The sequence below is a fragment of the Kluyvera sp. 142486 genome, from assembly GCF_046569695.1.
Lineage (GTDB): Bacteria > Pseudomonadota > Gammaproteobacteria > Enterobacterales > Enterobacteriaceae > Kluyvera.
Genome location: NZ_JBKHUI010000013.1, coordinates 88940 through 115736 on the forward strand (window position 1 = coordinate 88940; position 26797 = coordinate 115736).

At 57.6% G+C, this 26797-nt stretch carries 24 protein-coding genes and 1 pseudogene; 3 read left to right on the forward strand and 22 right to left on the reverse strand.

Going from position 1 to position 26797, the window contains the following annotated elements:
* Positions 1-20: 20 nt before the first annotated feature.
* Positions 21-2168 carry a formate dehydrogenase subunit alpha gene (gene fdhF, locus ACLGE8_RS15275; protein ID WP_410999676.1) on the reverse strand — a complete coding sequence of 716 codons (2148 nt, stop codon included), beginning with the start codon at positions 2166-2168 and terminating at the stop codon, positions 21-23.
* A gap of 351 nt (positions 2169-2519) precedes the next feature.
* Between fdhF and ACLGE8_RS15280 the strand changes: the two are divergent.
* Positions 2520-2663, forward strand: a pseudogene (locus ACLGE8_RS15280) (GNAT family N-acetyltransferase); the annotation flags it as partial.
* Positions 2664-2772: 109 nt separating this feature from the next.
* Positions 2773-3102 carry a DDRRRQL repeat protein YjdP gene (yjdP, locus tag ACLGE8_RS15285; protein ID WP_270503496.1) on the forward strand — a complete coding sequence of 110 codons (330 nt, stop codon included), beginning with the start codon at positions 2773-2775 and terminating at the stop codon, positions 3100-3102.
* Here the strand turns inward: yjdP and phnP are convergent.
* The 17 genes from phnP to kdgT form a co-directional block, all read right to left on the reverse strand.
* Positions 3099-3857: a phosphonate metabolism protein PhnP gene (gene phnP / locus ACLGE8_RS15290; RefSeq protein ID WP_410999678.1), complete on the reverse strand. Its 759-nt coding sequence runs from the start codon at positions 3855-3857 to the stop codon at positions 3099-3101. The genes yjdP and phnP overlap by 4 nt on opposite strands.
* Positions 3858-3866: 9 nt before the next feature.
* A complete protein-coding gene (phnO, locus tag ACLGE8_RS15295) occupies positions 3867-4301 on the reverse strand; it encodes an aminoalkylphosphonate N-acetyltransferase (protein WP_410999680.1) in 435 nt (144 codons plus the stop codon).
* The gene (gene phnN, locus ACLGE8_RS15300) at positions 4288-4845 is read right to left on the reverse strand and encodes a ribose 1,5-bisphosphokinase (RefSeq protein ID WP_410999682.1); all 558 of its coding nucleotides are present in this window, start codon (positions 4843-4845) and stop codon (positions 4288-4290) included. Before phnN ends, phnO begins: the two co-directional genes overlap by 14 nt.
* The gene (gene phnM, locus ACLGE8_RS15305; protein WP_410999684.1) at positions 4845-5981 is read right to left on the reverse strand and encodes an alpha-D-ribose 1-methylphosphonate 5-triphosphate diphosphatase; all 1137 of its coding nucleotides are present in this window, start codon (positions 5979-5981) and stop codon (positions 4845-4847) included. Before phnM ends, phnN begins: the two co-directional genes overlap by 1 nt.
* A complete protein-coding gene (gene phnL / locus ACLGE8_RS15310; RefSeq protein ID WP_220439002.1) occupies positions 5978-6664 on the reverse strand; it encodes a phosphonate C-P lyase system protein PhnL in 687 nt (228 codons plus the stop codon). Before phnL ends, phnM begins: the two co-directional genes overlap by 4 nt.
* A gap of 228 nt (positions 6665-6892) precedes the next feature.
* The gene (gene phnK / locus ACLGE8_RS15315; RefSeq protein WP_410999686.1) at positions 6893-7651 is read right to left on the reverse strand and encodes a phosphonate C-P lyase system protein PhnK; all 759 of its coding nucleotides are present in this window, start codon (positions 7649-7651) and stop codon (positions 6893-6895) included.
* The gene (phnJ, locus tag ACLGE8_RS15320) at positions 7648-8493 is read right to left on the reverse strand and encodes an alpha-D-ribose 1-methylphosphonate 5-phosphate C-P-lyase PhnJ (protein WP_220438968.1); all 846 of its coding nucleotides are present in this window, start codon (positions 8491-8493) and stop codon (positions 7648-7650) included. Before phnJ ends, phnK begins: the two co-directional genes overlap by 4 nt.
* On the reverse strand, positions 8486-9550 hold the full coding sequence (locus ACLGE8_RS15325) for a carbon-phosphorus lyase complex subunit PhnI (RefSeq protein ID WP_410999688.1): 1065 nt from the start codon (positions 9548-9550) through the stop codon (positions 8486-8488). Before ACLGE8_RS15325 ends, phnJ begins: the two co-directional genes overlap by 8 nt.
* Position 9551: 1 nt before the next feature.
* On the reverse strand, positions 9552-10136 hold the full coding sequence (gene phnH / locus ACLGE8_RS15330; protein WP_410999690.1) for a phosphonate C-P lyase system protein PhnH: 585 nt from the start codon (positions 10134-10136) through the stop codon (positions 9552-9554).
* On the reverse strand, positions 10133-10585 hold the full coding sequence (phnG, locus tag ACLGE8_RS15335) for a phosphonate C-P lyase system protein PhnG (protein ID WP_410999692.1): 453 nt from the start codon (positions 10583-10585) through the stop codon (positions 10133-10135). The genes phnH and phnG overlap by 4 nt, the downstream gene beginning before the upstream one ends.
* Positions 10586-11311 (reverse strand): phosphonate metabolism transcriptional regulator PhnF, encoded by a 726-nt coding sequence (gene phnF / locus ACLGE8_RS15340; protein WP_410999694.1) that lies wholly within the window; start codon positions 11309-11311, stop codon positions 10586-10588.
* Between the two features lie 20 nt (positions 11312-11331).
* Positions 11332-12114, reverse strand: a complete 783-nt coding sequence (gene phnE, locus ACLGE8_RS15345; protein WP_410999696.1) for a phosphonate ABC transporter, permease protein PhnE — start codon at positions 12112-12114, stop codon at positions 11332-11334.
* 117 nt (positions 12115-12231) lie between these two features.
* Positions 12232-13248, reverse strand: a complete 1017-nt coding sequence (gene phnD / locus ACLGE8_RS15350; protein WP_333497056.1) for a phosphonate ABC transporter substrate-binding protein — start codon at positions 13246-13248, stop codon at positions 12232-12234.
* A gap of 23 nt (positions 13249-13271) precedes the next feature.
* Entirely contained in the window at positions 13272-14060 is a 789-nt protein-coding gene (phnC, locus tag ACLGE8_RS15355) for a phosphonate ABC transporter ATP-binding protein (protein WP_410999698.1), read from the reverse strand.
* Positions 14061-14192: 132 nt separating this feature from the next.
* The gene (gene yjdN, locus ACLGE8_RS15360; RefSeq protein WP_410999700.1) at positions 14193-14639 is read right to left on the reverse strand and encodes a VOC family metalloprotein YjdN; all 447 of its coding nucleotides are present in this window, start codon (positions 14637-14639) and stop codon (positions 14193-14195) included.
* 184 nt (positions 14640-14823) lie between these two features.
* Positions 14824-15159: a zinc ribbon domain-containing protein YjdM gene (locus tag ACLGE8_RS15365; RefSeq protein WP_333500044.1), complete on the reverse strand. Its 336-nt coding sequence runs from the start codon at positions 15157-15159 to the stop codon at positions 14824-14826.
* A gap of 244 nt (positions 15160-15403) precedes the next feature.
* On the reverse strand, positions 15404-16402 hold the full coding sequence (gene kdgT / locus ACLGE8_RS15370) for a 2-keto-3-deoxygluconate transporter (RefSeq protein ID WP_410999702.1): 999 nt from the start codon (positions 16400-16402) through the stop codon (positions 15404-15406).
* Positions 16403-17085: 683 nt separating this feature from the next.
* Between kdgT and proP the strand changes: the two genes are divergently transcribed.
* On the forward strand, positions 17086-18588 hold the full coding sequence (gene proP / locus ACLGE8_RS15375) for a glycine betaine/L-proline transporter ProP (RefSeq protein ID WP_333497052.1): 1503 nt from the start codon (positions 17086-17088) through the stop codon (positions 18586-18588).
* 118 nt (positions 18589-18706) lie between these two features.
* Here the strand turns inward: proP and ACLGE8_RS15380 are convergent, their stop codons facing one another.
* From ACLGE8_RS15380 to ACLGE8_RS15395, 4 genes are all read right to left on the reverse strand, one after another.
* Positions 18707-20062 (reverse strand): HlyD family type I secretion periplasmic adaptor subunit, encoded by a 1356-nt coding sequence (locus ACLGE8_RS15380; protein ID WP_410999704.1) that lies wholly within the window; start codon positions 20060-20062, stop codon positions 18707-18709.
* Positions 20049-22235 carry a type I secretion system permease/ATPase gene (locus ACLGE8_RS15385; RefSeq protein WP_410999706.1) on the reverse strand — a complete coding sequence of 729 codons (2187 nt, stop codon included), beginning with the start codon at positions 22233-22235 and terminating at the stop codon, positions 20049-20051. The genes ACLGE8_RS15380 and ACLGE8_RS15385 overlap by 14 nt, the downstream gene beginning before the upstream one ends.
* A 99-nt stretch (positions 22236-22334) precedes the next feature.
* Positions 22335-23690: a TolC family outer membrane protein gene (locus tag ACLGE8_RS15390; RefSeq protein WP_410999708.1), complete on the reverse strand. Its 1356-nt coding sequence runs from the start codon at positions 23688-23690 to the stop codon at positions 22335-22337.
* Between the two features lie 158 nt (positions 23691-23848).
* Positions 23849-25360 (reverse strand): hypothetical protein, encoded by a 1512-nt coding sequence (locus ACLGE8_RS15395; RefSeq protein WP_410999780.1) that lies wholly within the window; start codon positions 25358-25360, stop codon positions 23849-23851.
* Positions 25361-26797 lie beyond the last annotated feature (1437 nt).

Below are 26797 nucleotides of genomic sequence, written 5' to 3' on the forward strand. Positions count from 1 at the left end.
GGGCGTTGAAACGAGTCCGCTTAGCCCATTGCGCTTTCGCGCAGTCCGGCCTTCAGCTTCGTATACTCATCAATAACATACTGCTCTGCGGCACGCTGGTCGGCAATCGGCTCAACGTTTACGGCGCAGTATTTATACTCAGGCGTTTTGGTAATCGGGCTTAAGTTCTCGGTTACCAGCTCATTACAGGCCCCAATCCACCACTGGTAGGTCATGTAAATCGCGCCTTTGTTCGGACGATCGCTCACTGCGGCACGGGTGATGACGCGGCCTTTGCGGGAGTTCACCCACACCAGCGCTTCATCTTCAATGCCTAAACGCGCCGCATCGGCGGTGTTGATCTGGGCATAGCCCGGTTCATCCGCCAGTGCTGCCAGCGCCGCACAGTTACCGGTCATCGAACGGCAAGAGTAGTGGCCGACTTCGCGCACCGTCGACAGCACCATTGGGTACTGCTCGGTCAGCTTGTCGATTGGCGCTACCCAGTCGCAGGTGAAGAACTGCGCCATACCGTTCGGGGTGTCGAACTTCTCTTTAAAGAGATAAGAGGTCCCCTGGTCGGCATCGCCGGTATCGCGGCAAGGCCACTGGATATAGCCCAGTTCGCCCATTTTCTCGTAGGTGGCACCGTAGAAATCCGGGCACAGATTACGCAACTCATCCCAGATTTCCTGAGTGTTGTTGTAGTGCATCGGGTAGCCCATACGGGTCGCGATTTCACTGATAATCTGCCAGTCGGTTTTCAGATCCCACTTCGGCTCAACGGCTTTAAAGAAACGCTGGAAGCCACGGTCAGCCGCCGAGAAGACGCCTTCATGCTCGCCCCATGACGTAGACGGTAAAATAACGTCTGCGGCAGCAGCGGTTTTGGTCATGAAGATATCCTGGACGATAACCAGTTCCAGATCCTCGAAGCCTTTACGCACCGCGGAGAGTTCAGCGTCGGTCTGTAATGGATCTTCACCCATAATGTACGCGGCGCGAACTTCGCCATGCGCAGCACGGTGCGGCAGTTCGCTGATGCGATAGCCGGTATGCGCAGGCAGGCTTTCCACGCCCCAGGCTTTGGCGAACTTCTCGCGGTTAGCCGGGTTGTTGACGTACTGATAGCCCGGATAGGTATCCGGCAGTGCGCCCATATCGCAGGCACCCTGAACGTTGTTCTGACCGCGAACCGGGTTCACGCCCACGCTTGGCTTACCGAGGTTACCGGTCAGCATGGCGAGGCTGGTCAGCGAACGGACGGTTTCCACGCCCTGATAGAACTGGGTAACACCCATGCCCCACAGGATGGCCGCGCTTTTCGCACCGGCATACATACGCGCACACTGACGAATTTCCTGCGCGCTTACACCGGTAATCTCTTCGACGGACTCCGGCGTATAGCCTTCGACAATCTTGCTGTACTCTTCAAAACCTTCAGTACGGGAAGCGACGAACGCTTTGTCGTACAGGTTTTCTTCAATAATGACATGACCCATGGCGTTGAGCAGCGCGATGTTCGAGCCGTTTTTCAACGCGATGTGCATATCGGCAATACGCGCAGTTTCAATTTTGCGCGGATCGCAGACGATGATTTTCGCCCCTTTACGTTTGGCGTTAATCACGTGATTCGCCACGATAGGGTGGGAATCAGCCGGGTTGTACCCGAAAATAAAGACTAAGTCAGTGTCATCAATTTCGTTGATGGCATTGCTCATTGCGCCGTTACCGACCGATTGGTGCAGACCTGCAACCGAAGGGCCGTGTCAGACGCGTGCGCAGCAGTCGACGTTGTTAGTACCAATCGCCGCACGCGCAAATTTTTGCATGACGTAGTTGGTTTCGTTACCCGTCCCGCGTGAGGAACCGGTAGTCTGAATGGCATCCGGGCCGTATTTCGCTTTGATCGCACTCAGGCGGTCAGCCACGTAATTCAGCGCTTCGTCCCAGGAGACGGATTCCAGCTTGCCGCCACGTTGGCGACGGATCATTGGGGTTTTCAGGCGTGGCGTCAGGATCTGGGTATCGTTAATAAAATCCCAGCCATAATAGCCTTTCAGACACAGGGTACCCTGGTTGGTTTTCCCCTGAGCCGCCTCTGCCCGGACGATTTTTCCGTTATCGACCACCAGGTTGATTTTGCAACCTGATGCGCAATACGGGCAAACCGTGACGACTTTTTTCATCGGTCTCGCTCCAGTTAATCAAATCGCGCATACGCGCTGTCGCCCTCAGTATGCATCTTTTATGCCACTTTTTTATTGTGGGCATTCCCTGATAATACGGGTGATTTTTGGACAAAACGCTGACGAAAAACAGGCTGTCGTCATATTTGACGTGTCGAAGGGAAAGACTGACACGCAAAGCACGCAGCAGAAGCGGATGAACGGATAGCCGTTTCATACACTTTCATTAGATATGCGAGCACGTTTCTGAAATTCACTTTTCGATATCGGATTAAGGATTGACCAATGTCACTGTTCGGCAAGTGCTGATAATCTGAGCAAAATTAAGTGGAACAGGATATAAAGGGAATTATGCCAGTACTGATAAAAGGGGACTCACATATGATTGTGATGCCAGCTACCTACAGCCCGGCGACTATCGCTCGTATCTTTGAAGTGGTCGAAGAGTTCTCGCTTTCAGGGCGCGTCTTAGAGGTGATTTATGTAAGCAACGTGTTCATCAACTGATGGAACCCAGTGCGCCTTACCGAATTTGAGATTACTCCGCTACATACTTTGTTAACCATTTATTAACGTAACGCCAGTCTATCTATGAGATTGGCTTATGAAACGCTATATCACCATTTGTTTATTTAGCCTGTTTTCGCTGACGGCCCATGCCGACATTATTGATGACGCCATCGGCAATATTCAGCAGGCGATCAACGATGCCTATAACCCGGGCAGCAGCGATCGCTCCAGCCGCGATCGGGATGACGACGATCGATCCTATAACGATCGCCGCAGCACGCAGAGCAGCCAGCAATATAACGATCGTCGCCGGCAACTGGATGACCGCCGTCGCCAGCTTGACGATCGCCAGCGCCAGCTCGACCAGGAGCGCCGTCAGCTGTCGGACGATGAACAGCGCCTCGACGACGATTACGACCGTTAATCCAGGTAGATTTCCATGCCGTCGTAGCCCGCTTCAATGCCGGGCGGCAGCAGGTGGGTCATCATCCATTCATCAAACTGGTGGCTGATATGCGTCAGGATGACCCGCGGGCAGCGGATCTCGTCGTTAATCATCTGAATCGTCGCCAGGTCACTATGGTTGCGCGGCGTCTGCTCCCGTGGCGCATAGCTACAATCAATCACCATCACCTGCGGGCGATTATTGCTTAAAAAGGTCAGCGTCTTCTCCGGCAACCCGGCGGTATCCGAGAGCCAGGCGACGCGGCTGTGCGGCGTTTCCAGCAGGTAACCAAAGGTCAGCTTTGAGTGTTCGAGCGGCACGGGCGTGACCTGCAATCCCTGCAAATCAAAGACCACGAACGGTTCTACGGTATGGCTGAAATCCAGCAGACCGGGATGTTTAAACAGATCGTCGCAGCCCTGTTCATCCGGCGGGCCGTAAACCGGGACGGTATCGCCCACGCCCCAGCGCAGCGGAAACAGCCCCTGCACATGATCCATATGATAGTGGGTGAGCAAAAACTGCTGAAAAGATCCGGCGGGCCAGCGATCGGTAAGATCGTGCAGCCCGGCATCGAGAAGGGTCACGGCGTCGTTAAAGCGGACCACGCCGCTACAGGCTTTCCGCCGATACTGCGGGGCGCGGCGCGACCGCGTACAGGCCAGACAATAGCAGCCCCAGGCGGGCACGCCCTGCGCGCCGCCGGTACCGCTGAGGGTGAGGCTCAAACTCATACAGCATCCTCATAACGCTTTGGTGAAACGAACGTGGCTCGGGGCATAGCCTTCACGCTGATAAAAACGGTGGGCGTCGAGACGTTTGACGCTGGTGGACAGCTCGGTCATCTCCGCACCCGCCTCGCGTGCGGTCTCTTCCGCCCACGCCAGCAGCTGGCTGCCAATGCCGGTGCCGCGCACCTGCGGCATCACCACCAGCTCTTGAATCTCGCCAATCCAGTTGGCGTGATGCAGGTGGAACTGCAAATGCAAACTCACCATGCCCACCACCTCGTCGTCGAGCACGGCCAGCTGATAGTGCAGATTTCTATCCTGAAGATTGGCGGCGAAGCCGGTGTAAAAGGCGTCTCTGTCGTATTCGGCCTGTTTCAGCTCGCACATCAGCGCGTAGACGTCCTCGATATCCTCGAAGGTGGCATGGCGCAGTTCACAGACAAGCATAGCGTGACTCCTTTCTCCCCATCAGTGTGAGGAGGGTCTCTACCGACTGTAGCAGACTGCCGTCATTGTTGAGCGTATGGCATTCCGATGGCGTATAGCGCGCGGCGCGTTCCAGCCGGGCGGCAATCTCCACGCCGTTCTCCCGCCCGCGGGCATGTAGCCGCTGGCGGAGGATCTCCGGTGAAACTTGCAAACAGACTGGCAGCAGCGCCTCAGTATAGCGGGCTTTCGCCTGGGCGAGATGGGCGCGCGAACCGTTGACCACCACGTCAAACCCGGCGTGCAGCCAGAGGTCAATCTCCACGCCCACGCCGTAGTACAGGCCGTTGGCGTGCCAGCTTAGCGCCAGCAGATTATGCCCGGCGCGGGTGAAAAACTCCTGTTCGCTCAGCGCGATATGGTTTTCACACCCGGCGCTCGCCGGGCGGGTGATATAGCGATGCGCGACTAACAGTTGGGAAAGCTCCTGCTGGCGAAGTACTTCCAGCAGGCTGTCCTTCCCGGAGCCAGACGGCCCCATTAACCAGACCAGTTTTCCCTTCATCAGAACACCCTTTTTCCCTGACGCCAGACGTGGTCGATATGAATATGCTCACCTTTGCGGTGCGCCAGCACCAGGTCGGCCCGTTTGCCTTCGCCAATCACCCCGCGGTCGTGCAGGTTCAGCGATCGCGCCGGGTTGCGGGTCACCAGATGGATCGCCTGCGGCAGGGTGAAGGCGTTGTTATCGTCCTCGGCGACGCGAAACGCCGCGTCCAGCAGGCTCGCCGGATAGTAGTCCGAGGAGAGAATATCCAGCAGCCCTAGCGCCGCTAACTTGTGCGCCGCGACGTTGCCGGAGTGCGAGCCGCCGCGCACAATGTTCGGTGCGCCCATCAGCACGTTCATGCCGTGACGACGCGAGGATTCTGCCGCTTCAAAGGTGGTGGGGAACTCGGCGATCACGCTGCCCAACTGGTGCGATTCGACCACGTGCTCATGGGTGGCATCGTCGTGGCTCGCCAGCGCGATGTTACGATCCCGGCACATCCCGGCAATCGCCGCACGGTTCGGCTGTGACCAGCGGGCGGCCAGTGCCAGCTGTTCTTCTTCGTACTGACGCATCTGCTCATCGGTCAGTGAATATTTGCCCTGGTAGTATTCGCGGTACTTCTCGCGGTTGGCGAACTGTCGCTGGCCCGGCGAGTGGTCCATCAGGGAGACCAGCGATACCGGCTCGCGGCCCACCAGTTTTTCAAACAGCGGCAGGGTGGTGTGATGCGGCAGTTCGCAGCGCAGGTGCAGGCGGTGCTCGGCGCGGTTTACGCCGCGTTTTTGCGTCTCCTCAACGGCGTTGATCATCTTCTCAAGGTTTTCCAGACGGTCGCCGCCGTCGCGCACATCGCCAATCGCCACCGCGTCCAGCACGGTGGTGATACCGCTAGCGACCATCAGCGCGTCGTGGCTGCTCATCGCCGAGTGGGCGGGCCAGTCAACCTTCGGGCGTGGAGTGAAGAATTTATCCAGATTATCGGTATGCAGCTCAATCAGCCCTGGCAGCAGCCAGCCGCCTTCGCCGTCCATCGCTTCCGGCAGGCGGCTCTGGCTTTCGGCAAAGGCGCGAATTTCGCCGTCCTGTACCTCAAGGGAACCGTGAACCACGTCGTTCTCAAGAACCAGCTTTACGTTATTGATAATCATGCAGGTGTACCCATTGGGTGGAGGCGGTCGGCGACCTGGTTGCGGACGGCTTCGTCATGGAAAATGCCGACGATAGCTGCGCCGCGAGCTTTGGCTTCGGTAATCAGGCTGACCACGGCAGCGCTGTTTTTGGCGTCCAGCGAGGCGGTGGGTTCGTCGAGCAGCAAAATCGGGTAGTCGACGATAAAGCCACGGGCGATGTTGACGCGCTGCTGCTCGCCGCCGGAGAAAGTCGACGGCGCAAGGTGCCACAGGCGCTCCGGCACGTTCAGGCGGGTTAGCAACTGGGCGGCTTTTGCGGCGCAGGCTTCACGGGGTACGCCGATGTTGAGCAGCGGCTGCATCACCACTTCCAGCGTGGAAATGCGCGGGATCACCCGCAGAAACTGGCTCACCCAGCCGACGGTGGTTTTGCGCACTTCCACCACTTTGCGCGCCGGGGCGCTGACCAGGTCGACCCATTCGTCGCCGTGTTTAATATGGATATGGCCTTCGTCCGGCAGGTAGTTGGCGTACAGCGAGCGCAGCAGGGTCGATTTACCGCTGCCAGAGTGGCCGTGCAGCACCACGCACTCCCCGGCGTTGACGGTGAGCGAGGCTTCGCGCAGCACCGGAAGCTGAACACCGTTTTGCTGGTGCAGAACAAAGGTTTTACTGACGTTTTCGACGCGGATCGCGTTCATTTTTTGCCTCTTTAACATTTGTGCGTTCGATTGCCTGATGGTGCTTCGCTTATCAGGCCTACAAGCGTTTTAGAATGCTGACAAACTTAAAAAAGAGCACGGACGGTCCCCTCGCCCCTTTGGGGAGAGGGTTAGGGTGAGGGGGATTCGCTGTTTTATCCGTGCGTTATTACCCTCACCCCGGCCCTCTCCCTGAAAGGGAGAGGGAGAAAACCCGCCGCGCGAGGGTTAGTTCTGCAACACCGACGACACCAGCAGCTGGGTATACGGATGATGCGGATCGTCGAGCACCCGGTCGGTCAGCCCACTTTCCACCACCTGACCCTGCTTCATCACCAGCAGACGGTCGGCGAGCAGGCGTGCGACGCCCAAATCATGGGTGACAATCACCACCGCCAGGTTCAGCTCCACCACCAGGCCGCGCAGCAGGTCGAGCAGGCGCGCCTGCACCGACACGTCCAGCCCGCCGGTAGGCTCATCCATAAACACCAGCTTCGGGTGGGTGACGAGGTTGCGGGCAATCTGCAGGCGCTGCTGCATCCCGCCGGAGAAGGTGGTCGGCAGGTCATCGATGCGCGACGCCGGGATCTCCACTTCCTCCAGCCAGCGCTGGGCGGTGGCGCGGATATCGCCATAGTGGCGCGCGCCGGTAGCCATCAGCCGCTCGCCGATATTGCCGCCCGCCGATACCTGACGACGCAGGCCGTCCATCGGATGCTGATGCACCACGCCCCACTCGGTGCGCAGCAGGCGGCGGCGGTCGGCCTCGGTCATCGCGTACAGCGAACGATCCTCGTAGCGAATGTCCCCTGCCTGCGGCGTCAGACGCGCTGAAATGGATTTCAGCAGCGTGGTTTTACCGGAACCGGATTCGCCGACGATGCCCAGCACTTCGCCCGGCCACAGGTCAAAGGAGACGTTGCTGAAGCCCTTGCCCGGCGCATAGAGATGGGTCAGGCGGTCAACGGAGAGTAATGGTTGCGTCATGCGTTTTTCGCCTCGCTCTGTTGGCGGCAGAAATCGGTATCGGAGCAGACAAACATCCGTTTGCCGCTGTCATCGAGCACCACTTCATCGAGATAGCTGTGCTGCGAACCGCAGATGGCGCACGGCTCATCCCAGCTCTGGATGGTGAACGGATGGTCGTCAAAATCGAGGCTCTCAACGCGGGTAAACGGCGGCACGGCGTAGATGCGTTTCTCGCGCCCGGCGCCGAACAGCTGCAACGCGGGCATCATGTCCATTTTCGGGTTATCGAATTTCGGGATCGGCGATGGGTCCATCACGTAGCGGCCGTTCACCTTCACCGGGTAGGCGTAGGTGGTGGCGATATGGCCGAAGCGGGCGATATCCTCATACAGCTTCACCTGCATCACGCCGTACTCTTCCAGCGCATGCATGGTGCGGGTTTCGGTTTCGCGCGGTTCGATAAAGCGCAGCGGCTCGGGGATCGGCACCTGGAAGATCAGGATCTGATCCTCAACCAGCGGCGTTTCCGGGATCCGGTGACGGGTCTGGATCAAGGTGGCGTCCTCGGTGCGTTCGGTGGTGTTCACCCCGGTCACGCGCTGGAAGAACTGACGAATCGACACGGCGTTGGTGGTGTCGTCCGCACCCTGGTCAATCACCTTCAGCACGTCCGCTTCGCCAATTACGCTGGCGGTAAGCTGAATGCCACCGGTACCCCAGCCGTAGGGCATCGGCATTTCACGGCCGCCGAACGGCACCTGATAGCCGGGGATTGCCACCGCTTTGAGGATGGCGCGACGAATCATGCGCTTGGTCTGTTCATCGAGGTAAGCGAAGTTATAGCCGCTGAGATTAGCCATTTTTCTGCTCCCGTTGCAGGCGTTTCAACAGTTCCAGTTCGGCCTGGAAATCGACGTAGTGGGGGAGTTTCAGGTGTGAGACGAAACCGGCGGCTTCAACGTTATCGGCGTGGGCAAGGACAAACTCTTCGTCCTGCGCCGGGCCTGCGGCGTGCTCGTCATACTCCGGGGCCTGCAACGCGCGGTCGACCAGCGCCATCGCCATCGCCTTGCGCTCGCCCATGCCGAACACCAGGCCGTAGCCGCGGGTGAAGTGCGGCGGTTCGTCCGTCGGGTCAACGAAGCCGTTAACCATTTCGCATTCGGTCATCAGCAGTTCGCCGACGTTCACCGCAAAACCCAGCTCTTCGGGCACAATTTCCACATCAATATGGCCGCTGCGAATTTCGCCGGCGAACGGGTGGTTGCGCCCGTAGCCGCGCTGGGTGGAGTAGGCCAGCGCCAGCAGGTAGCCTTCGTCGCCGCGCATCAGCTGCTGTAAGCGCGAGGAGCGTGAGCAGGGGTAGACCGGCGGCGTGCGGGTGATGTCATCCGGCGTCGCGCCGTTATCCTCTTCCGCTTTCGCCAGCCCCTGTTTCGCCAGCAGGCTAAAGACGTGTGGGGCGGCAGACTGCTCGCCGTCGTCGGTTTTCAGGGTCGGTGCTTCGCCGTTCGCCAGCAGCGTAAAGTCCAGCAGACGGTGGGTGTAGTCGTAGGTCGGGCCAAGCAGCTGGCCGCCGGGCACGTCTTTATAGACGGCAGAGATGCGGCGCTCCAGGCGCATGCGGCTGGTCTCCAGCGGCTCGCTCACCGCCAGCTTCGCCAGCGTGGTACGGTAGGCGCGCAGCAGGAAAATCGCTTCAACGTTATCGCCGCTTGCCTGCTTCAGCGCCAGCGCGGCCAGTTCGCGGTCGGCGATGCCGCCTTCGGTCATCACCCGGTCCACCGCCAGGTTAAGCTGCTGTTCAATCTGGGCGACGCTGAGTTCCGGCAGCGCGGTGTCGCCCCGACGTCGATGTTCCTGTAGCGCATGGGCGGCGGCTATCGCCTTCTCGCCCCCTTTGACGGCAACGTACATATCAGCAAACCTCGACGTGAGTGGTGCGGGGAATGGCCAGCAGACGCTCGCCGCAGGTGAGGATCAGATCCACGCCAAGCGGGAACGGGTGCGGGCGTTCGGTCAGTTCATGCAGAATGCAGTTCGGCAGCTGTGGGGCGATCATCCGTTCTTCGGCAATGCCTGCGCCGGTCAGGCGCAGCATGCGGCCGCCGCTGAGGCTTGAGACCTGCACAATCAGCGTGGCGCTGGTTTCTGGCGCCACGGCGCTGCCTTCGCACAGGGCGTTCAGCTGTTCGCTGCTGATGGTGTCGCTTGAGACGGCAAAAGTTGCCTGCTGCGGCTGCTCAACCAGCGGCGCGTTGGTGTGAAAACGCAGGCTCTGGCTGACAATATCGTTATGCAGCGCGTTAGATAGCCACACCGGGGTGTCGTTGTCGGCAAGGGTCAGCAGCACGCTGGTGGTGGCAACGTTCAGCGGCTGCCAGCCGTGCTTGAGCTGATGCAGCGCGACGATAACGCCCGGCTCGCTCATGGCTTTTAACAGGCGACGAAAGCTGTGCTGGGCATCCTGCACGGGAAGGGAAAAAGCGGTTTCCAGGGTCATGCGTTATCTCCGCGAACCAGAGTAAAGAAGTCGACCCGGCTGGCGTTGATTTCGGCCTGACGTGCGGCAATGCGCGCGGTACGGTCGGCTTCCAGCGGGGTAATCAGGGTTTCTAGTAAGGTTTGAAAATGGGTCGGCTGCTGCATCAGCGCATCAATCACCGCGCAGCGCTCGGCGTGCGGTTTATCGCGCCCCAGCACCCAGCTGTAGCCCACGGTGCCGTTGCTCAAGCGGATGGCGGCGCGGGTCAGCGTGGCATCGCCAGCAAAAAAGCGTTCTCCGGTGCCGCCCATGCGGCCCTGGAGCTGGACCAGGCCAGTTTCCGGGGCGCGGAGCGTCTCGTAGTCGGCGGTAATGTTCAGGGCGACCATTTTTTCCGCCAGATTGGCGGGGTCGCTGTGGGACAGCACCGACATCCAGTGCTGACGAGTCGCGGTATCGAGGTGCATTCAGTGCTCCATAATAAATTCGATCATGTCGGCACGAGTCAGGCTGACGGAGTACTCCATCACCTGGTCATCGCCTTCACGATGGTTCAGGGTGCGCACGCACAGCAGGGGCGCCATGTTGGGAATTTCTAAGCGCTGGCTCTCTTTGGCCTGCGCCCGGCGCGCGCTGATGCGGGTCTGGCTGCGTTTGAGCGCAATGCCGGTTTGCTCGCGCAGGAAATCGTGCAGTGAGCCGCTGCTGAAGCTTTGCAACGTCGGCCAGAGCTGCAGGTCGGGAAAGTAGTGGTCGATAAGGCACAGCGCCACGCCGTTGACCCGGCGCAGGGTGCGCAGATGAATAACGTTGTCGCCTTCGGCAATCCCCAGCGCTTCGGCAATATGGCTGGAGGCCGGGCGCAGCACCGAGAGCAGCTTTTCGCTGGTGGGGTGGCTGCCCTGGTCGAGCAGGTTCTGGCTAAAGCGCGCCTGGGCGTTCAGCGGGTAGTCGAACGGGCGCATCAGCACCAGTACGCCAATCCCCTGACGGCGCTGGACCCAGCCTTTCTCCACCAGTTGGTCGATGGCGCGACGTAGGGTGTGACGGTTCACTTCAAAGCGCGCCGCCAGCTGATGCTCGGCGGGCAGGTAGTCGCCGCAGCGGTAGTTCTGGCGCAGCTCCTGTTCCAGACGAGCCGCAATCTCTTGATAACGCGTCGGATAACTGGTCGGATGTGTAGACAAGTGCATAGCCAACAAGACCTCGCTAATCAGATGAAGTGCTTACGCAAACGCTGAGAGAGGAAATCCAGCAGGCTGACGGTGATGATGATGAGGACCATCAGCGCACAGGTTTGCTGGAACTGGAAACCGCGAATCGCCTCCCACAGCGTCACGCCGATACCGCCTGCGCCCACCATGCCGACTACCGTGGCGGAGCGGACGTTGGACTCGAAGCGATAGAGCGAGTAGGAGATTAAGAGCGGCATCACCTGCGGCAGTACGCCGTAGAGGATCTCTTCGATTTTGTTCGCCCCGGTGGCGCGAATACCTTCAACCGGGCCGGGTTCAATAGCTTCCACCGCTTCGGAAAGCAGCTTGGAGAGCACGCCGGTGGTGTGGATAAACAGCGCCAGTACCCCGGCAAATGGCCCTAAGCCGACGGCCACCACGAACAGCATGGCGAAGACCATTTCGTTGATAGCGCGACAGGCGTCCATCAGGCGACGCATCGGTTGGTAAACCCACCACGGCACCAGGTTTTCGGCGCTCATCAGGCCGCAGGGAATGGAGAGTACAACCGCTAGCGCGGTACCCCAGACGGCGATTTGCAGGGTCACGGCCATCTCGCTGAGATAGTCCTGCCACTGGCTAAAGTCCGGTGGGAAGAAGTCGGCGGCGAAGGTCGCCATGTTGCCCGCGTCTTTGAACAGCGTGACCGGGTTCATTTCCGCCCCTTTCCAGGAGACGACGAGCACCGCCAGCAGGATGGCCCAGCTGATAAGCGAGAACCAGCTGCGCTTGGGCGGGGGAACGGTGATGGTGTGTTGCATGGTTGAGCTCCGAGGTTAGTTCTCCCTCTCCCTGTGGGAGAGGGCCGGGGTGAGGGCATCAGCGTGCGCCGTTGCCCCCTCACCCTAACCCTCTCCCCATAGGGGAGAGGGGATCGATCACTGCACCGCTTTGGTCACCGACGTCATCGCGCCAATCGCCGCCGTAGTACGGTCAAGGTCGCTCAGACGCGCTTGAATTTCGGCGGTTTTAGTTGCCTTTTCAGCGTCGTTCAACGTGCCGTTGCCCTTCACGGTCTGCATCTCTTTAAACAGCGTCAGCTGACGAATCGGCAGCAGCTGCAGGTCGCTGGAGGCGCGGAACGGTGCCCAGCCCAGACGTTCCAGCACCGCTTTCTGTTCCGGCGTTTTGCCGTAGTTCATAAAGAAGCTGTACACCTTGTCCTTGGTGGACTCAGACAGGTTTTTACGCCACACAATCGGGTCGCCTGGGATCAGCGGTGACTTCCAGATAACCTTCAGCTCTTTCAGCTTGTCCGGCGCAGAGACCTTCAGCTTGTCGAGGTTTTCGGTGTTGTTGGTGGCGACATCCACCTGCTTGTTGGCAACGGCCAGGGCGTTGGTTTCATGGCTGGCGTTGACCGTGCGCTTGAAGTCGCTGGCGGAGGCGTTGTTCTTGGCGAAGACGTAGTAGCCCGGGACGAGGAAGCCGGAGGTGGAGTTCGGGTCACCGTTGCCGAAGGTCAGCTCTTTGCGCTTGGCAAGCAGGTCGTTGAGGTTGTTGATTGGGCTGTCTTTGTTGACGATCAGCACGCTCCAGTAGCCTGGGGAGCCGTCGGCGGCCACGGTCTGAGCGAATACCTGACCGTTAGCGCGGTCCACCGCTTCCATGGCGGAGAGGTTGCCGTACCAGGCGATATCGACCTTGTTAAAGCGCATCCCCTGGATGATCCCGGCGTAGTCCGGTGCAAAGAAGGCGTTAACCTTTACGCCCAGCGACTTTTCCATGTCCTTCAGGAACGGTTCCCATTGCGGCTTTAAGTTCTGCTGTGATTCCGTCGAAATAATGCCGAAGTTCAGCGCCTTTTCCTGCTCTTCCGCGTGGGCTGGGGTTAACAGGGTGCTGAGGCTAAACATGCTGGTAAAGGCCAGCGCGGCAACGGCTTTATAACTCATTTCCATTCCTCATTGTGGGGACGTTAAGCAGCCTGCGCGTTCTCTTCGACGCGATTAATGCTGCGGTAGAGATGGTCAAATCGTTCGTTATCAAACTGTTGGCTGCTGCCGTCGTAGAACACGTGTCCCTGACGCAGCGCGACGATGCGTTCGCAGTAGCGCAGCGCATAGTCGACCTGGTGCAGCGTCACCACGACGGTGATGCCGTCGGTCTGGTTAATGTCGCGCAGCGTGTCCATCACGATGCGCGCGGATTCCGGGTCCAGCGAGGCGATAGGTTCATCGGCGAGGATCACTTTCGCCTGCTGCATCAGCGCACGGGCAATCGCCACGCGCTGTTGCTGGCCGCCGGAGAGTGTTGAAACGCGCTGGTGGGCCATATGTGCCATGCCCACGCGGGTTAACGCTTGCAGGGCGCGCTGTTTCTGCTCGCGGGTGAACCAGCTAAAGCAGGTGCGCCAGAACGGCGTGCTGCCGAGCGCGCCAATCAGCACGTTCTCCATCACGCTCAGACGGTTAACGAGGTTGAACTGCTGGAAGATGTAGCCGGTGTGGGCGCGGCTTTTGCGGATGTCACGCGCCAGACGGCCCGACTGCTGCACGGTGTTGCCCAGCAGTTCGATGCGGCTGCCCGGCGTTTTATCGCCGACGATAAGGCCGCTCAGATGACGTAAAAGGGTGGATTTGCCAGAACCAGATGGGCCAAGCAAAGCCACCATCTCACCAGCGTGGACGTTCAAATCAATGGCGTGGAGCACCTGTTGCTGATTGAACGTTTTGTTGAGCTTTTCAACGCGAATAATCGTTTGCATGCTGAGACCCTCATTTAAGGTGGCCTCATCGTGGCGAATTAATGTGACATTTGGGTTAAGAGATAGTTACTTGAAGATGAATAATTGACCGAGGTTTGATGACAGGGCGGGAGGCCGTGGCCTCCCGCGTGGTTAAAGCGTGGGCTCTTGTTGTTTGACCACGTTAATCATCCACGGTACGCCGTAGCGGTCGATGACGCGGCCGAAGCCGTGCGCCCAGAAGGTCTCCTGCCAGGCCATTTCAACCTTGCCATTGGCGGCGAGATTGTCGAACCAGCGTTTGCCCTCTTTTACGTCCTGGGTGTCGAGCACCAGGGTAAAGCCGGCGTAGCTAACGGCATCCGGCGAGGTGCTGTCGCTCATCATGATATCGCTGCCCGCGATGACGACGTTGGCGTGGGCGATGGCGCTATCGGGAAACTTCAGGCCGGACGGGCAACCGCCTTCTTCATCCATGGCGGAGGGCGGCATTTCGCCGAAGGTGATTTTGTAGCGCAGTTCCGCACCCAGCGCCTGCTGGTAATAGGCAATGGCATCGGCGCAGTTTCCGGAAAAGGCGAGATAGGGGCTTAACGGCATGATCGTTACCTCAGGTAAGAAGTGCTCATTAAGTGTAGTGCGTGTCGGTTCAGGGGGCGAAGCGTGGCGGGGGGCGTATTGCCGGATGGCGATGCTACGCATCTTATCCGGCCTACCACGAGCAGTGCATTCTGTAGGCAGGATAAGCGAAGCGCCATCCGGCAATACTATGCAACAAACTAAATCAGTTCTTTTTCACAAACTCAGATTTCAGCTTCATCTGGCCGAAACCGTCGATTTTGCAATCGATGTTGTGGTCGCCTTCCACCAGGCGGATGTTCTTCACTTTGGTGCCGATTTTCAGCATTGAAGAGCTACCTTTGACCTTCAGGTCTTTAATCACGGTGACGCTGTCGCCGTCGACCAGCAGGTTGCCGTTGGCATCTTTAACGATCAGCTCGTCGCTGTCGTGTGCCGGTTCAGCATCGTTCCACTCGTGCGCGCACTCCGGGCAGATGAACATGCCGTTGTCTTCGTAGGTGTATTCGGAGTTGCATTGTGGGCAGTGGGGTAATGACATGGATATATCCTCAAAAGTGCAGTGCGAAAGGCAAAGGCCTGTAAAACGGCAAATCGCCGAAAATGGCCCTGATTATACAATAAAACCCTGCATTTGTCGGTGTTATCCGGAATTTGGTTGACGAATGGTTAGAAAATGAGAGGGGGAAATCCCCCTCTCCCTTGCAGGGAGAGGGCCGGGGTGAGGGTACAGCGGGCGCATTTCCCCTCACCCTAACCCTCTCCCCAAGGGGAGAGGGGAGTGATTAGTGGTGCGCGGGCTGTGGTGCCGTTTCTGTTTTATTTTCAGTAGGTTGTGGGGCGCCATAACGTTTGGCGTACAGCGCGGTAATAATCGGCACCAGAATTGCGGTGACAATCACGCTGGCGGCGACCAGTGCCGTTGCGGAGGCCGCAACCGGGGCAAACGACGGGTTAATCTGCGCGATGATAACCGGGTTCGCCACGGCAGCACCGGCGGCAGAAGAGGCTGCCACGCCTGCGGTACCGTTACCGCCGCCAATGACGCGGTCAGCAATAATCAGTGGAATACCGGTGATGATGATGACCGCCACGCCCAGCACGATACCCAGCAGGCCGGTGTCGAGGATGACGTTCAGGTTGATGGTGTTACCCAGTGCGAAGCCGAAGAACGGAATCAGTACCGGGGTGGCTTTGCTGAAGAACGCACGCAGGTCGTGATCCAGGTTGCCGAGGGTGAAGCCAATCAGGAACGGCAGCACGGCGCCGATAAAGTGGTGCGGCTCAAAGGAAGCCAGGCCTGCGGAACCGAGGATCACCATGGTCATCAGCGGGCCGGATTCCAGCGACATCAGCACGAACGCGCCGGACTCTTCTTTGGTGCCGTACTGGTTCATCAGGCTGGCGTACAGACCGCCGTTGGTCATGTCCATCGCAGAAACGATCGCCAGCACCGAGAGGCCAGCAAAGAAACCGGTCTGAATACCGGTGTCAGGAATAAAGGAGGCCGCAATCATGGCAACGACCCAGGCGACGGCGATTTTGGTCAGCACCAGCGTGCCGGATTTGCGTAATACCGTGCCGGTAGCGCGTAAATCAATGGATGCCCCAATACAGAAGAACCACACCGCCAGAATCGGTACCGTTCCGCCAATCATACCTTTCGTGAAAGAGCCGAAATATTCACCGGTTGTTGGGGCCAGGGTATTTAATACCGCGCCTAACAGTAACGGGATAAGCATCATCCCGCCAGGGATTCGTTCCATTGTTGCTTTGATTTTCATGTGACATCCTCGCTTCGTATTGCCCAAGCAATAGAAGAGGTTAAGTATAATAATTTCAGTGTGTTATATGGCTATCATCTGGTGTTCTTATGTCAGTCAGTTTTCGTATTAAGGGAAACTTATCGACATATTCAACGCTGTTTCGGAAGTTATAATGCATTTGTAGAAATGATGATTCAATGAAAATAAAACAGCGTTTTATATATATGGATCACATATTTCAAATGTTGACATTGAGCGCAGCGAAAAGATAAAAATGCTGTGAAGTGAATGTGAAAAATTCTGAAAAAACTCTTTTCGAAATTGAGGCAAAAAAACGGGGCGAAGGATATGGTGGGGCTAGCGTTGAGCGGGAAATGAGCAGACAAATGTGAGCGGAATATTTCGCTTTAGTAGCATGATTCAATCTTTTGTTAAGTTGATCACAATATTAATCGCTGTTAGGGTAAATAGGATTGTCCCTCAAACGGTCATTTTTCGAGGGGCGGCTTTTTAACTGACTCGCCAGCAGGCCCAACAGGTTTGATTGTCCGCAAATATCAACTCACGCAGACATGCAAACCTGCTACGCTTGGATAAACGGAACCAGAATCTCCACGGTTCCCTTTACGCACCCTCGCAAACACATCGTGTGTTTGTCACCACTGGGTGTGCGTTCAAGGCGAAATTGAACGAGGAAAACCATGCTTAAAAGGAAAAAAGTAAAACCGATCACGATTCGTGACGTCACTATCATCGACGATGCCAAGTTGCGCAAAGCGATTACCGCGGCTTCACTGGGTAACGCGATGGAGTGGTTTGATTTTGGGGTTTATGGGTTTGTGGCTTATGCGCTGGGTAAAGTCTTTTTCCCGGATGCCGACCCCAGCGTGCAGATGATTGCCGCACTGGGTACCTTCTCCGTTCCCTTCCTGATTCGTCCGCTGGGCGGTCTATTCTTCGGGATGCTGGGGGATAAATACGGTCGCCAGAAGATCCTTTCCATCACCATTATTATCATGTCGCTCAGTACATTCTGTATTGGCCTTATTCCCTCGTACGAGACCATCGGTATTTGGGCACCAATCCTGCTGCTGCTGTGTAAAATGGCGCAGGGCTTCTCGGTCGGCGGTGAATATACCGGGGCGTCTATCTTTGTGGCCGAATACTCCCCTGACCGTAAGCGCGGTTTCATGGGCAGCTGGCTGGACTTTGGTTCGATTGCCGGGTTCGTGATGGGTGCGGGTCTGGTGGTGCTGCTCTCTACTGCGGTAGGTGAGGCGAACTTCCTTGAGTGGGGCTGGCGTATTCCGTTCTTCGTTGCGCTGCCGTTAGGGATTATCGGTCTCTATCTGCGTCACGCGTTAGAAGAGACCCCGGCGTTCCAGCAGCACGTCGATAAGCTGGAGCAGGGCGATCGTCAGGGTCTGCAGGATGGGCCAAAGGTATCGTTTAAAGAGATTGCCACCAAGCACTGGCGCAGCCTGCTGGCGTGTATCGGTCTGGTTATCTCCACCAACGTGACCTACTACATGCTGCTGACCTATATGCCGAGCTACCTGTCGCATAACCTGCACTACTCGGAAGACCACGGCGTGCTGATTATCATCGCCATTATGATCGGTATGCTGTTCGTGCAGCCGGTGATGGGGCTGCTGAGTGACCGATTTGGCCGTCGTCCGTTTATCGTGGTGGGTAGCGTTGCGCTGCTGGTGTTCTCGATTCCGGCCTTCGTGCTGATTAACAGCAACTCGATTGGTCTGATTTTCTCCGGCCTGCTGTTGCTGGCGGTGATCCTGAACTGCTTCACCGGGGTGATGGCGTCGTCGTTACCGGCGATGTTCCCGACCCATATCCGCTACAGTGCGCTGGCGAGTGCTTTTAACATCTCGGTGCTGGTTGCCGGTGTAACACCGACGCTGGCCGCCTGGCTGGTGGAGTCAACGCAGAACCTGATGATGCCGGCCTACTATCTGATGGTGGTGGCGGTAATCGGTCTGATGACCGGTGTGATGATGAAAGAGACCGCCAACCGACCGCTGAAAGGCGCGACCCCTGCGGCATCGGATATGGCTGAAGCGAAGGAGATCCTCCAGGAGCATCACGACCATATCGAGCATAAGATTGAAGATATCGATGCCGAGATTGCCGCGCTGCAGGAGAAACGTTCGCAGCTGGTGATGCAGCATCCGAAAATTAACGAGTAGGCTGGATAAGGCAACGCCGCCATCCGGCAAGGTGCACCGAACTGCCTGATGGCGCTGCGCTTATCAGGCCTACAAATAAAAACCCCGACCTTATCGAAATGCCGGGGTTTTTTTATGCTTATCGTTCGCGGAACGCTTCGGCTTTGGCCCTCAGAATCGGCTTCAGCAGATAGGCCAGAATGGTTTTCTTGCCGGTAATAATATCCACCGACGCCACCATCCCCGGAATAATAATCAGCGGTTTTTCATCGCTGCCGAGGTGGTTTTTCTCCGTACGCAGACGGATGACATAGAAGCTTTTGCCGTCTTTGTCCGTCACCGTATCAGGGCTGATTTGCTCCAGCTTAGCCTTCAGGCCGCCGTAAATGGTGAAGTCGTAGGCGGTGAACTTGACCATCGCTTCCTGCCCAGGACGCAGGAAAGCGATATCCTGCGGGCGGATTTTGGCTTCAATCAGCAGCGTATCGTCCAGCGGGACAATTTCTACCAGGTCGTTACCCGGCTGGATAACGCCGCCGATGGTGTTGACCATCAGCTGCTGGACGATGCCGCGTACCGGTGAAGTGACCAGCGTACGGTTAACCCGGTCCTCGATGGCCTTGCCGGTGGCGGTAAGCTTGCTGAGTTCGGTGCGGGCTTCGTTGAGCTGGGACAGCGCTTCGCTGCGATAGCGGCCGCGCGTCTCACCCATTTTGCTTTCAATCTCTTTAATCGCCGCCTGGGCTCTTGGCACCGACAGCGTGACCGACTCCAGCTGCCCGCGGGTTTCTACTTCGGAGCGGCGCAGGCGCAGCACCTCGACCTTCGAGATGGCCCCTTTGGCAACCAGCGGCTCAGACATGCTGATTTCCTGTTGCAGCAGCCCCAGGCTGCGGCGGTACTGCTCGCCTTTGGCCTGGTAATCCAGCAGCTCCTGTTTCTTCTGCACCAGTTGCTCATCCAGGCCTGATAACTCGCTCTGAATCCGTTTATTCACGCTGGCAAAGAGCTCCATTTCACCGTTAGCGATATCCGGCGACTTCTCCACAATATCCGGCGACAGGGTGAGGGTTTCTTTGTCACCCAGCTGTGCGGTCAGGCGCTGAATGCGCGCCTCCAGCGCCAGTCGATCGGCTTCGGACTCCCCGGCGTTAGAGCGAAAACGGGTATCGTCCAGACGCAGCAGCGGCGCGCCTGCTTTGACGACTTCCCCTTCGTGCACGAACACTTCGGCGACAATCCCCCCTTCCAGGTTCTGGATTTTTTGCAGTCGGGAAGAGGGAATCGCTTTACCGTCACCGCGGGTTACCTCGTCGATTTCAGCCAGCGACGCCCAGGCAATCATGATGATAAAGAAGCCGAGGATCGCCCACAGCGTGATACGTACCACGCGCGGAGAGTCATCGAGTAGCGCTTTGTTCACCTCGTTTGAGGTGAGCGTTGAGGCGTTTCTATCGCCAAAAAGCCACTTCATCATTCGGTTAACGTTGCGCATGAATTTGTCCCTTCTTCAGTGCGGTCATGACGCTTTCTTTCGGACCATCCGCGATGATTTTGCCGTTATCGAGGATGATCAGTCGGTCGACCAGCGTCAGCAGCGAGGCGCGGTGGGTGACCAGCAGCAGCGTTTTATTGCTCACGAGCGGCGTCAGCGCTTTTTTAATCAAATCTTCGCTGGTGTTGTCCATTGAACTGGTGGGTTCATCCATCAGGAGCACCGGTGGGTCGAGCAGCAGCGCGCGCGCCAGCGCGACGGCCTGACGCTGGCCGCCGGAAAGATTCATGCCGCGCTCTCCAACCTGCATGTTGTAGCCGGAAGGATGGCGACGGGCGAACTCATGTACGCCAGCCAGCGTGGCTGCGTGCAACATGGTCTCTTCATCCACATAGCTGGCGCCGCTCAACAGGTTATCGCGCAGGGTTCCGCTGAATAGGTGAATGTCCTGCGGCGCGTAGCCGATGTTATGCCGGACATCGTGGACGTCGAGCTGGCGGGCATCAATGCCGTCAATCAGGATGGTGCCCTCATCTGGCTGGTAGAAACCGACCAGCAGCTTTGCCAGCGAGCTTTTGCCGGAACCGCTACGGCCGATTATCCCCACCTTCTCGCCCGGCTCAATTTTGAGCGAAATGCTGTTTAACGACATGTACTGGTTTTGCGGGTAGTGGAAGGTCACGTCGCGGAACTCGATTGCGCCAGAGAGCGTTTCACGCTTCAGTGGTACTTCGTCCTCCTGCACTTCCTGGTCGAGATCCATCATGCGGTCGATGGTGGCCTTGGTCATTTTGGCGCGCTGATAGCGGGTGATCAGGCTGCAAAGTTGGCCAATCGGCATCATGGCACGGCGGTTGAGCAGGTAGCAGGCGATCAGGCCGCCCATACTGAGGTTACCGGCAATAATGCTGTACACGCCCACGACAATCATCACGACGCCGGCAATTTTCTGGATCCATGCCGTCAGGTTGACCGCAAGATAGGAGAGCGATTTTACCCGCAGCTCCAGCTTGCTTAACTGGCCGATAATCTGTTCCCACTGGTACTGACGCTCGCTTTGCGCGTTGTTGACCTTAATCGCGTCGAGGCCGGTAATCGTCTCAACCAGCATGGCCTGGCGTTCAGTGGAGAGGCGATAGGTTTTTTGCACCTGTTCCAGCAGCGGGCGCTGAAGCATCCAGTTAATGCCCAGCGCAATCGGATAACAGAGCAGCGGAATCAGGGCGAGCGGGCCGCCAATAATACCGATAACCAATAAAATCAATAAGGTAAACGGGAAGTCGATGAGCGCCGTCAGGGTGAATGACGAGAGAAAATCGCGTACCGACTGATACTCCTGGAACTGCTGCGTAAAGCTGCCAACCCGCTGTGGCCGCTCTTTCATCTTCATGCCCAGCAGGCGTTCAAACATCGCTGCCGAAACGATGAGATCGGTCTTTTTCCCTGCAATATCAAGACAAATACCGCGTAATACCTTGAGTATGAGATCAAACACAAAGGCGATTGAGATGCCGATTGCCAGCACCCAGAGCGTGGCGGTGGCCTGGTTTGGCACCACGCGATCGTAGACGTTCATCACGAACAGTGGCGTAGCAATCGCAATCACGTTGATGATAAAACTGGCGACAACCGAATCCAGGTAGAGGAATTTCGACAGTTTTAACGTGTCTTTAAACCAGGAACGGGTGCGTGGAATCGTCGCCGTCGGCTGGCGGTCGTATTCGTGTCCTGGCTGGATAAAAATGGTTTTCCCGCTGTAGTTTTCCGCTAGCGTTTCGCGCTCAAGCACTATTTCGCCGCCTTCCGTTTCGGTTGTCAGAAGACGGGCGCGCTGCTGGTCGTCCCATTCGATCAGCACGGCGGCCTGATCGTTTTTGAGAAGTACGATAGCGGGTAGCGAAAGGGCGGTGATTTTCTCCAGCGGCCGCTGTAGTACGCGCGCTTTTAGCCCCGCGCGCTTTGCGGCACGTGGAAATGCGCTTAGCGTGAGCCGATGCTCATCCAGCGGCAAACCGCCGGTTAATACGTTGCGACTGGTCACGATGTTGTGCAACTGGCAGACGATCATCAGTGAATCAAGTAGGGGATCGTCATGATGTTGCCGCGGATCGTGCCTGATGGTGTTATCAGCAGAAGCAGTCACTTGCTCAAGTGGATCAGTATAAGACGCCATAGTCAGACCTTATATACCAGCGAATAAAACTCGCACAGGCTGAAGAGTATAAGGGGTTACCTCACCGTAAAGTAAGCTAACCCACAGGCCCAAAATCAATTATTTCAGTTCGGGTAAGTTGGTGTGCGCCGTCTGTTGTTCATCCACCGGCTGTGCGGCCGTTGGTGCCTGAATATTCAGCTGTTTTAGCAGATCGCCAATACGGGCGTTGATGCGGTAGGTGGTGAACATCTCCACAAACTGCATTTCGACGTAGCGGCGTTTGGCGTTGAACACTTCGTTTTCGCTGTCCAGCATATCCAGCAGGCTACGTTCACCGATGCTGAACTGCTCCTGATACGCGGTGCGCACCACGGCGCTGCGATCGGCGTAATCTTTGGCGATCGGCACCTGTTGTTTGGCGTTCTGCCAGGCGTTCCAGGACAGACGCAGTTCCTCATCCAGCTGGCGAAGAGCGTTGCGTTTGACGTCCTGCGCTTCCTGCATTTTATAGGCATAAGATGACAGCTGTGCTTTATCGCTGCCGCCGTTGAACAGGTTGTAGTTCATGCGAACCATCGCCTGCCACTCCTGATCGTGGCCGCGCGTACCGTCGGTGTTGTTATCCATGCGGCGACCGAGGTCGACATCTACGCTCGGGTAGAAGCGGGATTTCGCGGCTTCATACTGTTGGCGGGTGGCTTCAACGTCCGCATCGGCCTGCTTGAGCAGCGGGCTGTTTTCCAGCATCTGTTTACGGGCTTCCGCCTGTGAGTCTGGGACTTTGGTGGTCATCGGCATTGACAGGCCGCTCGCTTCTTTGCCGACCACGCTGTAGTAGTTGGCCTGGGCATCTTCAAGGTTGGTTTGTTCGGTCAGCAGGTTGTTTTTTGCCTGCGCCAGACGCGCCTGCGCCTGCTCAAAGTCAGCCTTACGGCCTACGCCCTGTTCGGTACGCAGACGGATTTGGTCAAACACGCGCTCGTGGCTTTTCAGGTTATCCTGCGCCAGTTGCACCATCTGTTGACGCATCAGCACGTCGAGATAGCTTTGAATGGCATTCAGCGCGGTCACTTCACTGGTGTTCATCACCGTGTATGCCCGGGAGTTCACGGTCGCCTTTTGCCGGGCTACCTCGCTGGTGGTCGCGAAGCCGTTAAACACATTCTGGCGCAGATTGAGGCTGGATTCGCTGCGGTTCAGGTTGCGACGATGATCGTTAGCCGCGCGGGTGCTGGCGTTATCGGTCTGTTCCCAGCCGGTGCCGGCGGAAAGGTTTAAGGTGGGCAGGTAGCCGCCTTTAGCCGCCTGTAAATCCTCATCGGCAGAATAGCGGCTGTTGACCGACGCGCTCACCTGCGGGTGCCAGAGCAAGCTGTCTTTGACGGCCTGTTCGAGCGTGCCCGCGCTAACGTTGCTGACGAACAGCAGCGGCAGAGAGAAGCTGGTGAGTACCCGGATGTGTTTGTTGATCATGTCGCCCTTTCCTTACGTTTATTTCCCTGGCTGCAGGTCTTTGGCCACCAGAGGCAATGTCATTAATATCATTTACTGCTAAGGGTTCATCCAGACCAATAACGGTGGCTATGATGAACTCATAATAAAAAGAGTCGGCGGTAGCCGACCCTAACGCATCAGGCGTCCGTATCAGGCTGCGGTATTAAATGATCCAGCTCCGCACTATTATGGGCATTCCAGCTATCCGCCCCCTCACCGCCAGAACTTTCCGCCGGAACATCCTGAACGTGTCCCGCCGCCTCGGTATTTCCCGCTGGCGCTTCTACCTGAATCATTGAGCTGACATCATTGGTGCTGTCATCGTGGATAATCTCGCTGAGATCGATAGTCTCCACCTGATGTGTATCTGTCGTCGCCGTTGAGGCAGGTTTCTCCTCTAGCGGCTCGGCGTTCTGGGCGGTATCGGCCTCATGCAGTTGGCTATCAATATCGTCCAGCAGCATGCTTAACGATGTCTCAGGGCTTTCGCTCGCCACGCTCTGCACCTGGGAGGTATCGTGCTCAATCGCGCTGAGATCGATAGTTTCATTGTCGCCCAGCAGGCCAGCGGTATCCTGATCTGCTGCGGCATGATCGTTTGCTGAATCCGTTTCCTCTGCCTGACCTGCGGTGTCTACCGTTTGGTTTCCGGCAAGGTTATCTGTCGATTCGGAGGTATCGGTTTCACCGGTATTCGCGGTATCGCCAGAATCGGTTGTTGCCGTAGGCGTATTGTCACCGCTCAACGCCGCCAGATTTGCGGAGTCGCTTTCCGTCGAGTGATCGCTTGCCGAGACATCGTCGGTATGTTCGGTTGAGTCAACGGTGCCGGCGTGCGCCAGCGTCGCGTGGTGAACGTCTCCCTCCGTCGATAGCGTATGAGCTGAATCGTCGGCGTGGTTGTCTTCACCGCCAGCGAGGACGATTGAGTGATCGCCGCTGTTGGCATCAATCGGCCCGGAAGATGGCGATGAGTCGTCAACGTCGGTGACAATATCGACTTTGACCGAGCCCAGATCGGTTATCTGCGTTGGCGATGTCAGGGTTAAATGCGCATCCAGATGGGTGCCATCCGGAACATCGATGGTGAGATTCCCTTTTTCGTCCGCCGTGTAGTCAACACCCAGATAGTTGACGGTGGCTTTTGGGGCTAACCCACTGAATTTGATTGAGGTAATGTTGTGATCGCTGCTTCCCTCAATATTCGCATCAATATTCAGATCGTACTGCCAGGAGACTTTACTGTCGGAATGACCGGGATCCAGACCTTCTTTCCCCGTTCCGGAGATAATTTCGGTTAAGCGGTTATTACCATAAAACGTTTGTCCATTAACGGTAAGGTTGACGCTTTCGATGTAGTTAATGTTGCCATTGACGTTTTTTGTGCCATCCGTGTTGCTCCACGATGAGTCGCCAGGGACAAAGATATAGTCGTGCGCAGTACTGGTGCTGGCTTCGCGGTTACCGTTGACCGCATTCATCGCATGCTGGGTGTTATCTCCCTGCGTGTAGGTACTGCCATCGTGCAGAATAAAGATATCGGATCTACCCACGGTACCATTCGCGTTACCGGAGGTGTATTCATGGATGTTGGATGAAGGGATATCCTTAGAAACATATTTCCCGACATCACCTTGAGATACCCACACAACGACATTCGCCCCAACCGCAACAATCATACCGCTGCCGTCGACATCAAAGCCGTTACCGCTAGGATCTTTGCTGCCGCCGTTAACTTCGATGACCTTTGTAGGGTTAGAGGCTGTAAAGTTGACGTTGAGGGTGATGTCGGAGTCGGCGTCGGCATCAGCGTCAGCATCGGCATCGGCATCGGCATCGGCGTCGGCATCTGCATCCGCATCCGCATCCGCATCGGCGTCCGCATCGGCGTCCGCGTCTGCATCCGCATCAGCGTCGGCATCGGCGTCTGCATCGGCGTCCGAATCCGCATCAGCGTCGGCGTCCGCATCAGCGTCTGCATCTGCATCTGCATCAGCGTCGGCATCTGCATCTGTATCAGCATCCGCGTCCGCATCGGCATCGGCGTCCGCATCGGCATCGGCATCCGCATCGGCATCCGCATCGGCGTCGGCATCGGCATCTGCGTCGGCGTCTGCATCGGCATCCGCGTCTGCATCGGCATCCGCGTCGGCATCTGCATCCGCGTCTGCATCGGCATCCGCGTCGGCATCTGCATCCGCATCCGCATCCGCATCAGCGTCGGCATCCGCATCGGCGTCTGCATCAGCGTCCGCATCTGCATCAGCGTCGGCATCCGCGTCGGCATCTGCATCTGCGTCTGCATCAGCATCGGCATCGGCGTCCGCATCGGCATCTGCGTCTGCATCCGCATCGGCATCCGCATCAGCATCTGCGTCTGCATCGGCGTCCGCATCGGCATCAGCGTCCGCATCCGCATCTGCATCCGCATCCGCATCAGCATCTGCGTCGGCATCGGCATCAGCGTCCGCATCGGTATCCGCGTCGGCATCCGCGTCGGCATCTGCATCCGCGTCGGCATCCGCATCTGCATCCGCATCCGCGTCCGCATCGGCGTCTGCATCAGCATCGGCGTCTGCATCGGCATCCGCGTCGGCGTCTGCATCGGCATCCGCATCGGCATCAGCGTCGGCGTCCGCATCGGCATCCGCGTCGGCATCAGCATCAGCATCAGTGTCCGCATCTGCATCTGCATCCGCGTCTGCATCAGCATCCGCATCGGCGTCTGCATCTGCATCTGCATCCGCGTCGGCATCTGCATCCGCATCGGCATCCGCGTCCGCATCGGCATCCGCATCAGCATCGGCGTCTGCATCGGCATCAGCGTCTGCATCGGCATCCGCATCAGCATCGGCATCGGCGTCCGCATCGGCATCTGCGTCGGCATCCGCATCGGCATCCGCATCAGCATCTGCGTCTGCATCGGCATCAGCGTCCGCATCGGCATCTGCGTCGGCATCCGCATCGGCATCAGCGTCCGCATCGGCATCGGCATCGGCGTCCGCATCGGCATCCGCATCAGCATCCGCATCCGCATCGGCGTCGGCATCGGCATCCGCGTCGGCATCTGCATCAGCATCCGCGTC

What these genes read in the sequence shown, in the direction of transcription:
- phnD (WP_333497056.1), bottom strand. Translation starts at nt 13,248, where the DNA reads ATGAGTTATAAAGCCGTTGCCGCGCTGGCCTTTACCAGCATGTTTAGC.
- phnP (WP_410999678.1), bottom strand. Translation starts at nt 3,857, where the DNA reads ATGAGTTTGAGCCTCACCCTCAGCGGTACCGGCGGCGCGCAGGGCGTG.
- phnK (WP_410999686.1), bottom strand. Translation starts at nt 7,651, where the DNA reads ATGACGCAACCATTACTCTCCGTTGACCGCCTGACCCATCTCTATGCG.
- phnL (WP_220439002.1), bottom strand. Translation starts at nt 6,664, where the DNA reads ATGAACGCGATCCGCGTCGAAAACGTCAGTAAAACCTTTGTTCTGCAC.
- phnO (WP_410999680.1), bottom strand. Translation starts at nt 4,301, where the DNA reads ATGCTTGTCTGTGAACTGCGCCATGCCACCTTCGAGGATATCGAGGAC.
- ACLGE8_RS15390 (WP_410999708.1), bottom strand. Translation starts at nt 23,690, where the DNA reads ATGATCAACAAACACATCCGGGTACTCACCAGCTTCTCTCTGCCGCTG.
- yjdN (WP_410999700.1), bottom strand. Translation starts at nt 14,639, where the DNA reads ATGCCGTTAAGCCCCTATCTCGCCTTTTCCGGAAACTGCGCCGATGCC.
- ACLGE8_RS15380 (WP_410999704.1), bottom strand. Translation starts at nt 20,062, where the DNA reads ATGCGCAACGTTAACCGAATGATGAAGTGGCTTTTTGGCGATAGAAAC.
- phnF (WP_410999694.1), bottom strand. Translation starts at nt 11,311, where the DNA reads ATGCACTTGTCTACACATCCGACCAGTTATCCGACGCGTTATCAAGAG.
- proP (WP_333497052.1), top strand. Translation starts at nt 17,086, where the DNA reads ATGCTTAAAAGGAAAAAAGTAAAACCGATCACGATTCGTGACGTCACT.
- phnE (WP_410999696.1), bottom strand. Translation starts at nt 12,114, where the DNA reads ATGCAACACACCATCACCGTTCCCCCGCCCAAGCGCAGCTGGTTCTCG.
- ACLGE8_RS15385 (WP_410999706.1), bottom strand. Translation starts at nt 22,235, where the DNA reads ATGGCGTCTTATACTGATCCACTTGAGCAAGTGACTGCTTCTGCTGAT.
- phnN (WP_410999682.1), bottom strand. Translation starts at nt 4,845, where the DNA reads ATGAAGGGAAAACTGGTCTGGTTAATGGGGCCGTCTGGCTCCGGGAAG.
- phnM (WP_410999684.1), bottom strand. Translation starts at nt 5,981, where the DNA reads ATGATTATCAATAACGTAAAGCTGGTTCTTGAGAACGACGTGGTTCAC.
- phnH (WP_410999690.1), bottom strand. Translation starts at nt 10,136, where the DNA reads ATGACCCTGGAAACCGCTTTTTCCCTTCCCGTGCAGGATGCCCAGCAC.
- kdgT (WP_410999702.1), bottom strand. Translation starts at nt 16,402, where the DNA reads ATGAAAATCAAAGCAACAATGGAACGAATCCCTGGCGGGATGATGCTT.
- ACLGE8_RS15325 (WP_410999688.1), bottom strand. Translation starts at nt 9,550, where the DNA reads ATGTACGTTGCCGTCAAAGGGGGCGAGAAGGCGATAGCCGCCGCCCAT.
- phnJ (WP_220438968.1), bottom strand. Translation starts at nt 8,493, where the DNA reads ATGGCTAATCTCAGCGGCTATAACTTCGCTTACCTCGATGAACAGACC.
- phnG (WP_410999692.1), bottom strand. Translation starts at nt 10,585, where the DNA reads ATGCACCTCGATACCGCGACTCGTCAGCACTGGATGTCGGTGCTGTCC.
- ACLGE8_RS15365 (WP_333500044.1), bottom strand. Translation starts at nt 15,159, where the DNA reads ATGTCATTACCCCACTGCCCACAATGCAACTCCGAATACACCTACGAA.
- yjdP (WP_270503496.1), top strand. Translation starts at nt 2,773, where the DNA reads ATGAAACGCTATATCACCATTTGTTTATTTAGCCTGTTTTCGCTGACG.
- phnC (WP_410999698.1), bottom strand. Translation starts at nt 14,060, where the DNA reads ATGCAAACGATTATTCGCGTTGAAAAGCTCAACAAAACGTTCAATCAG.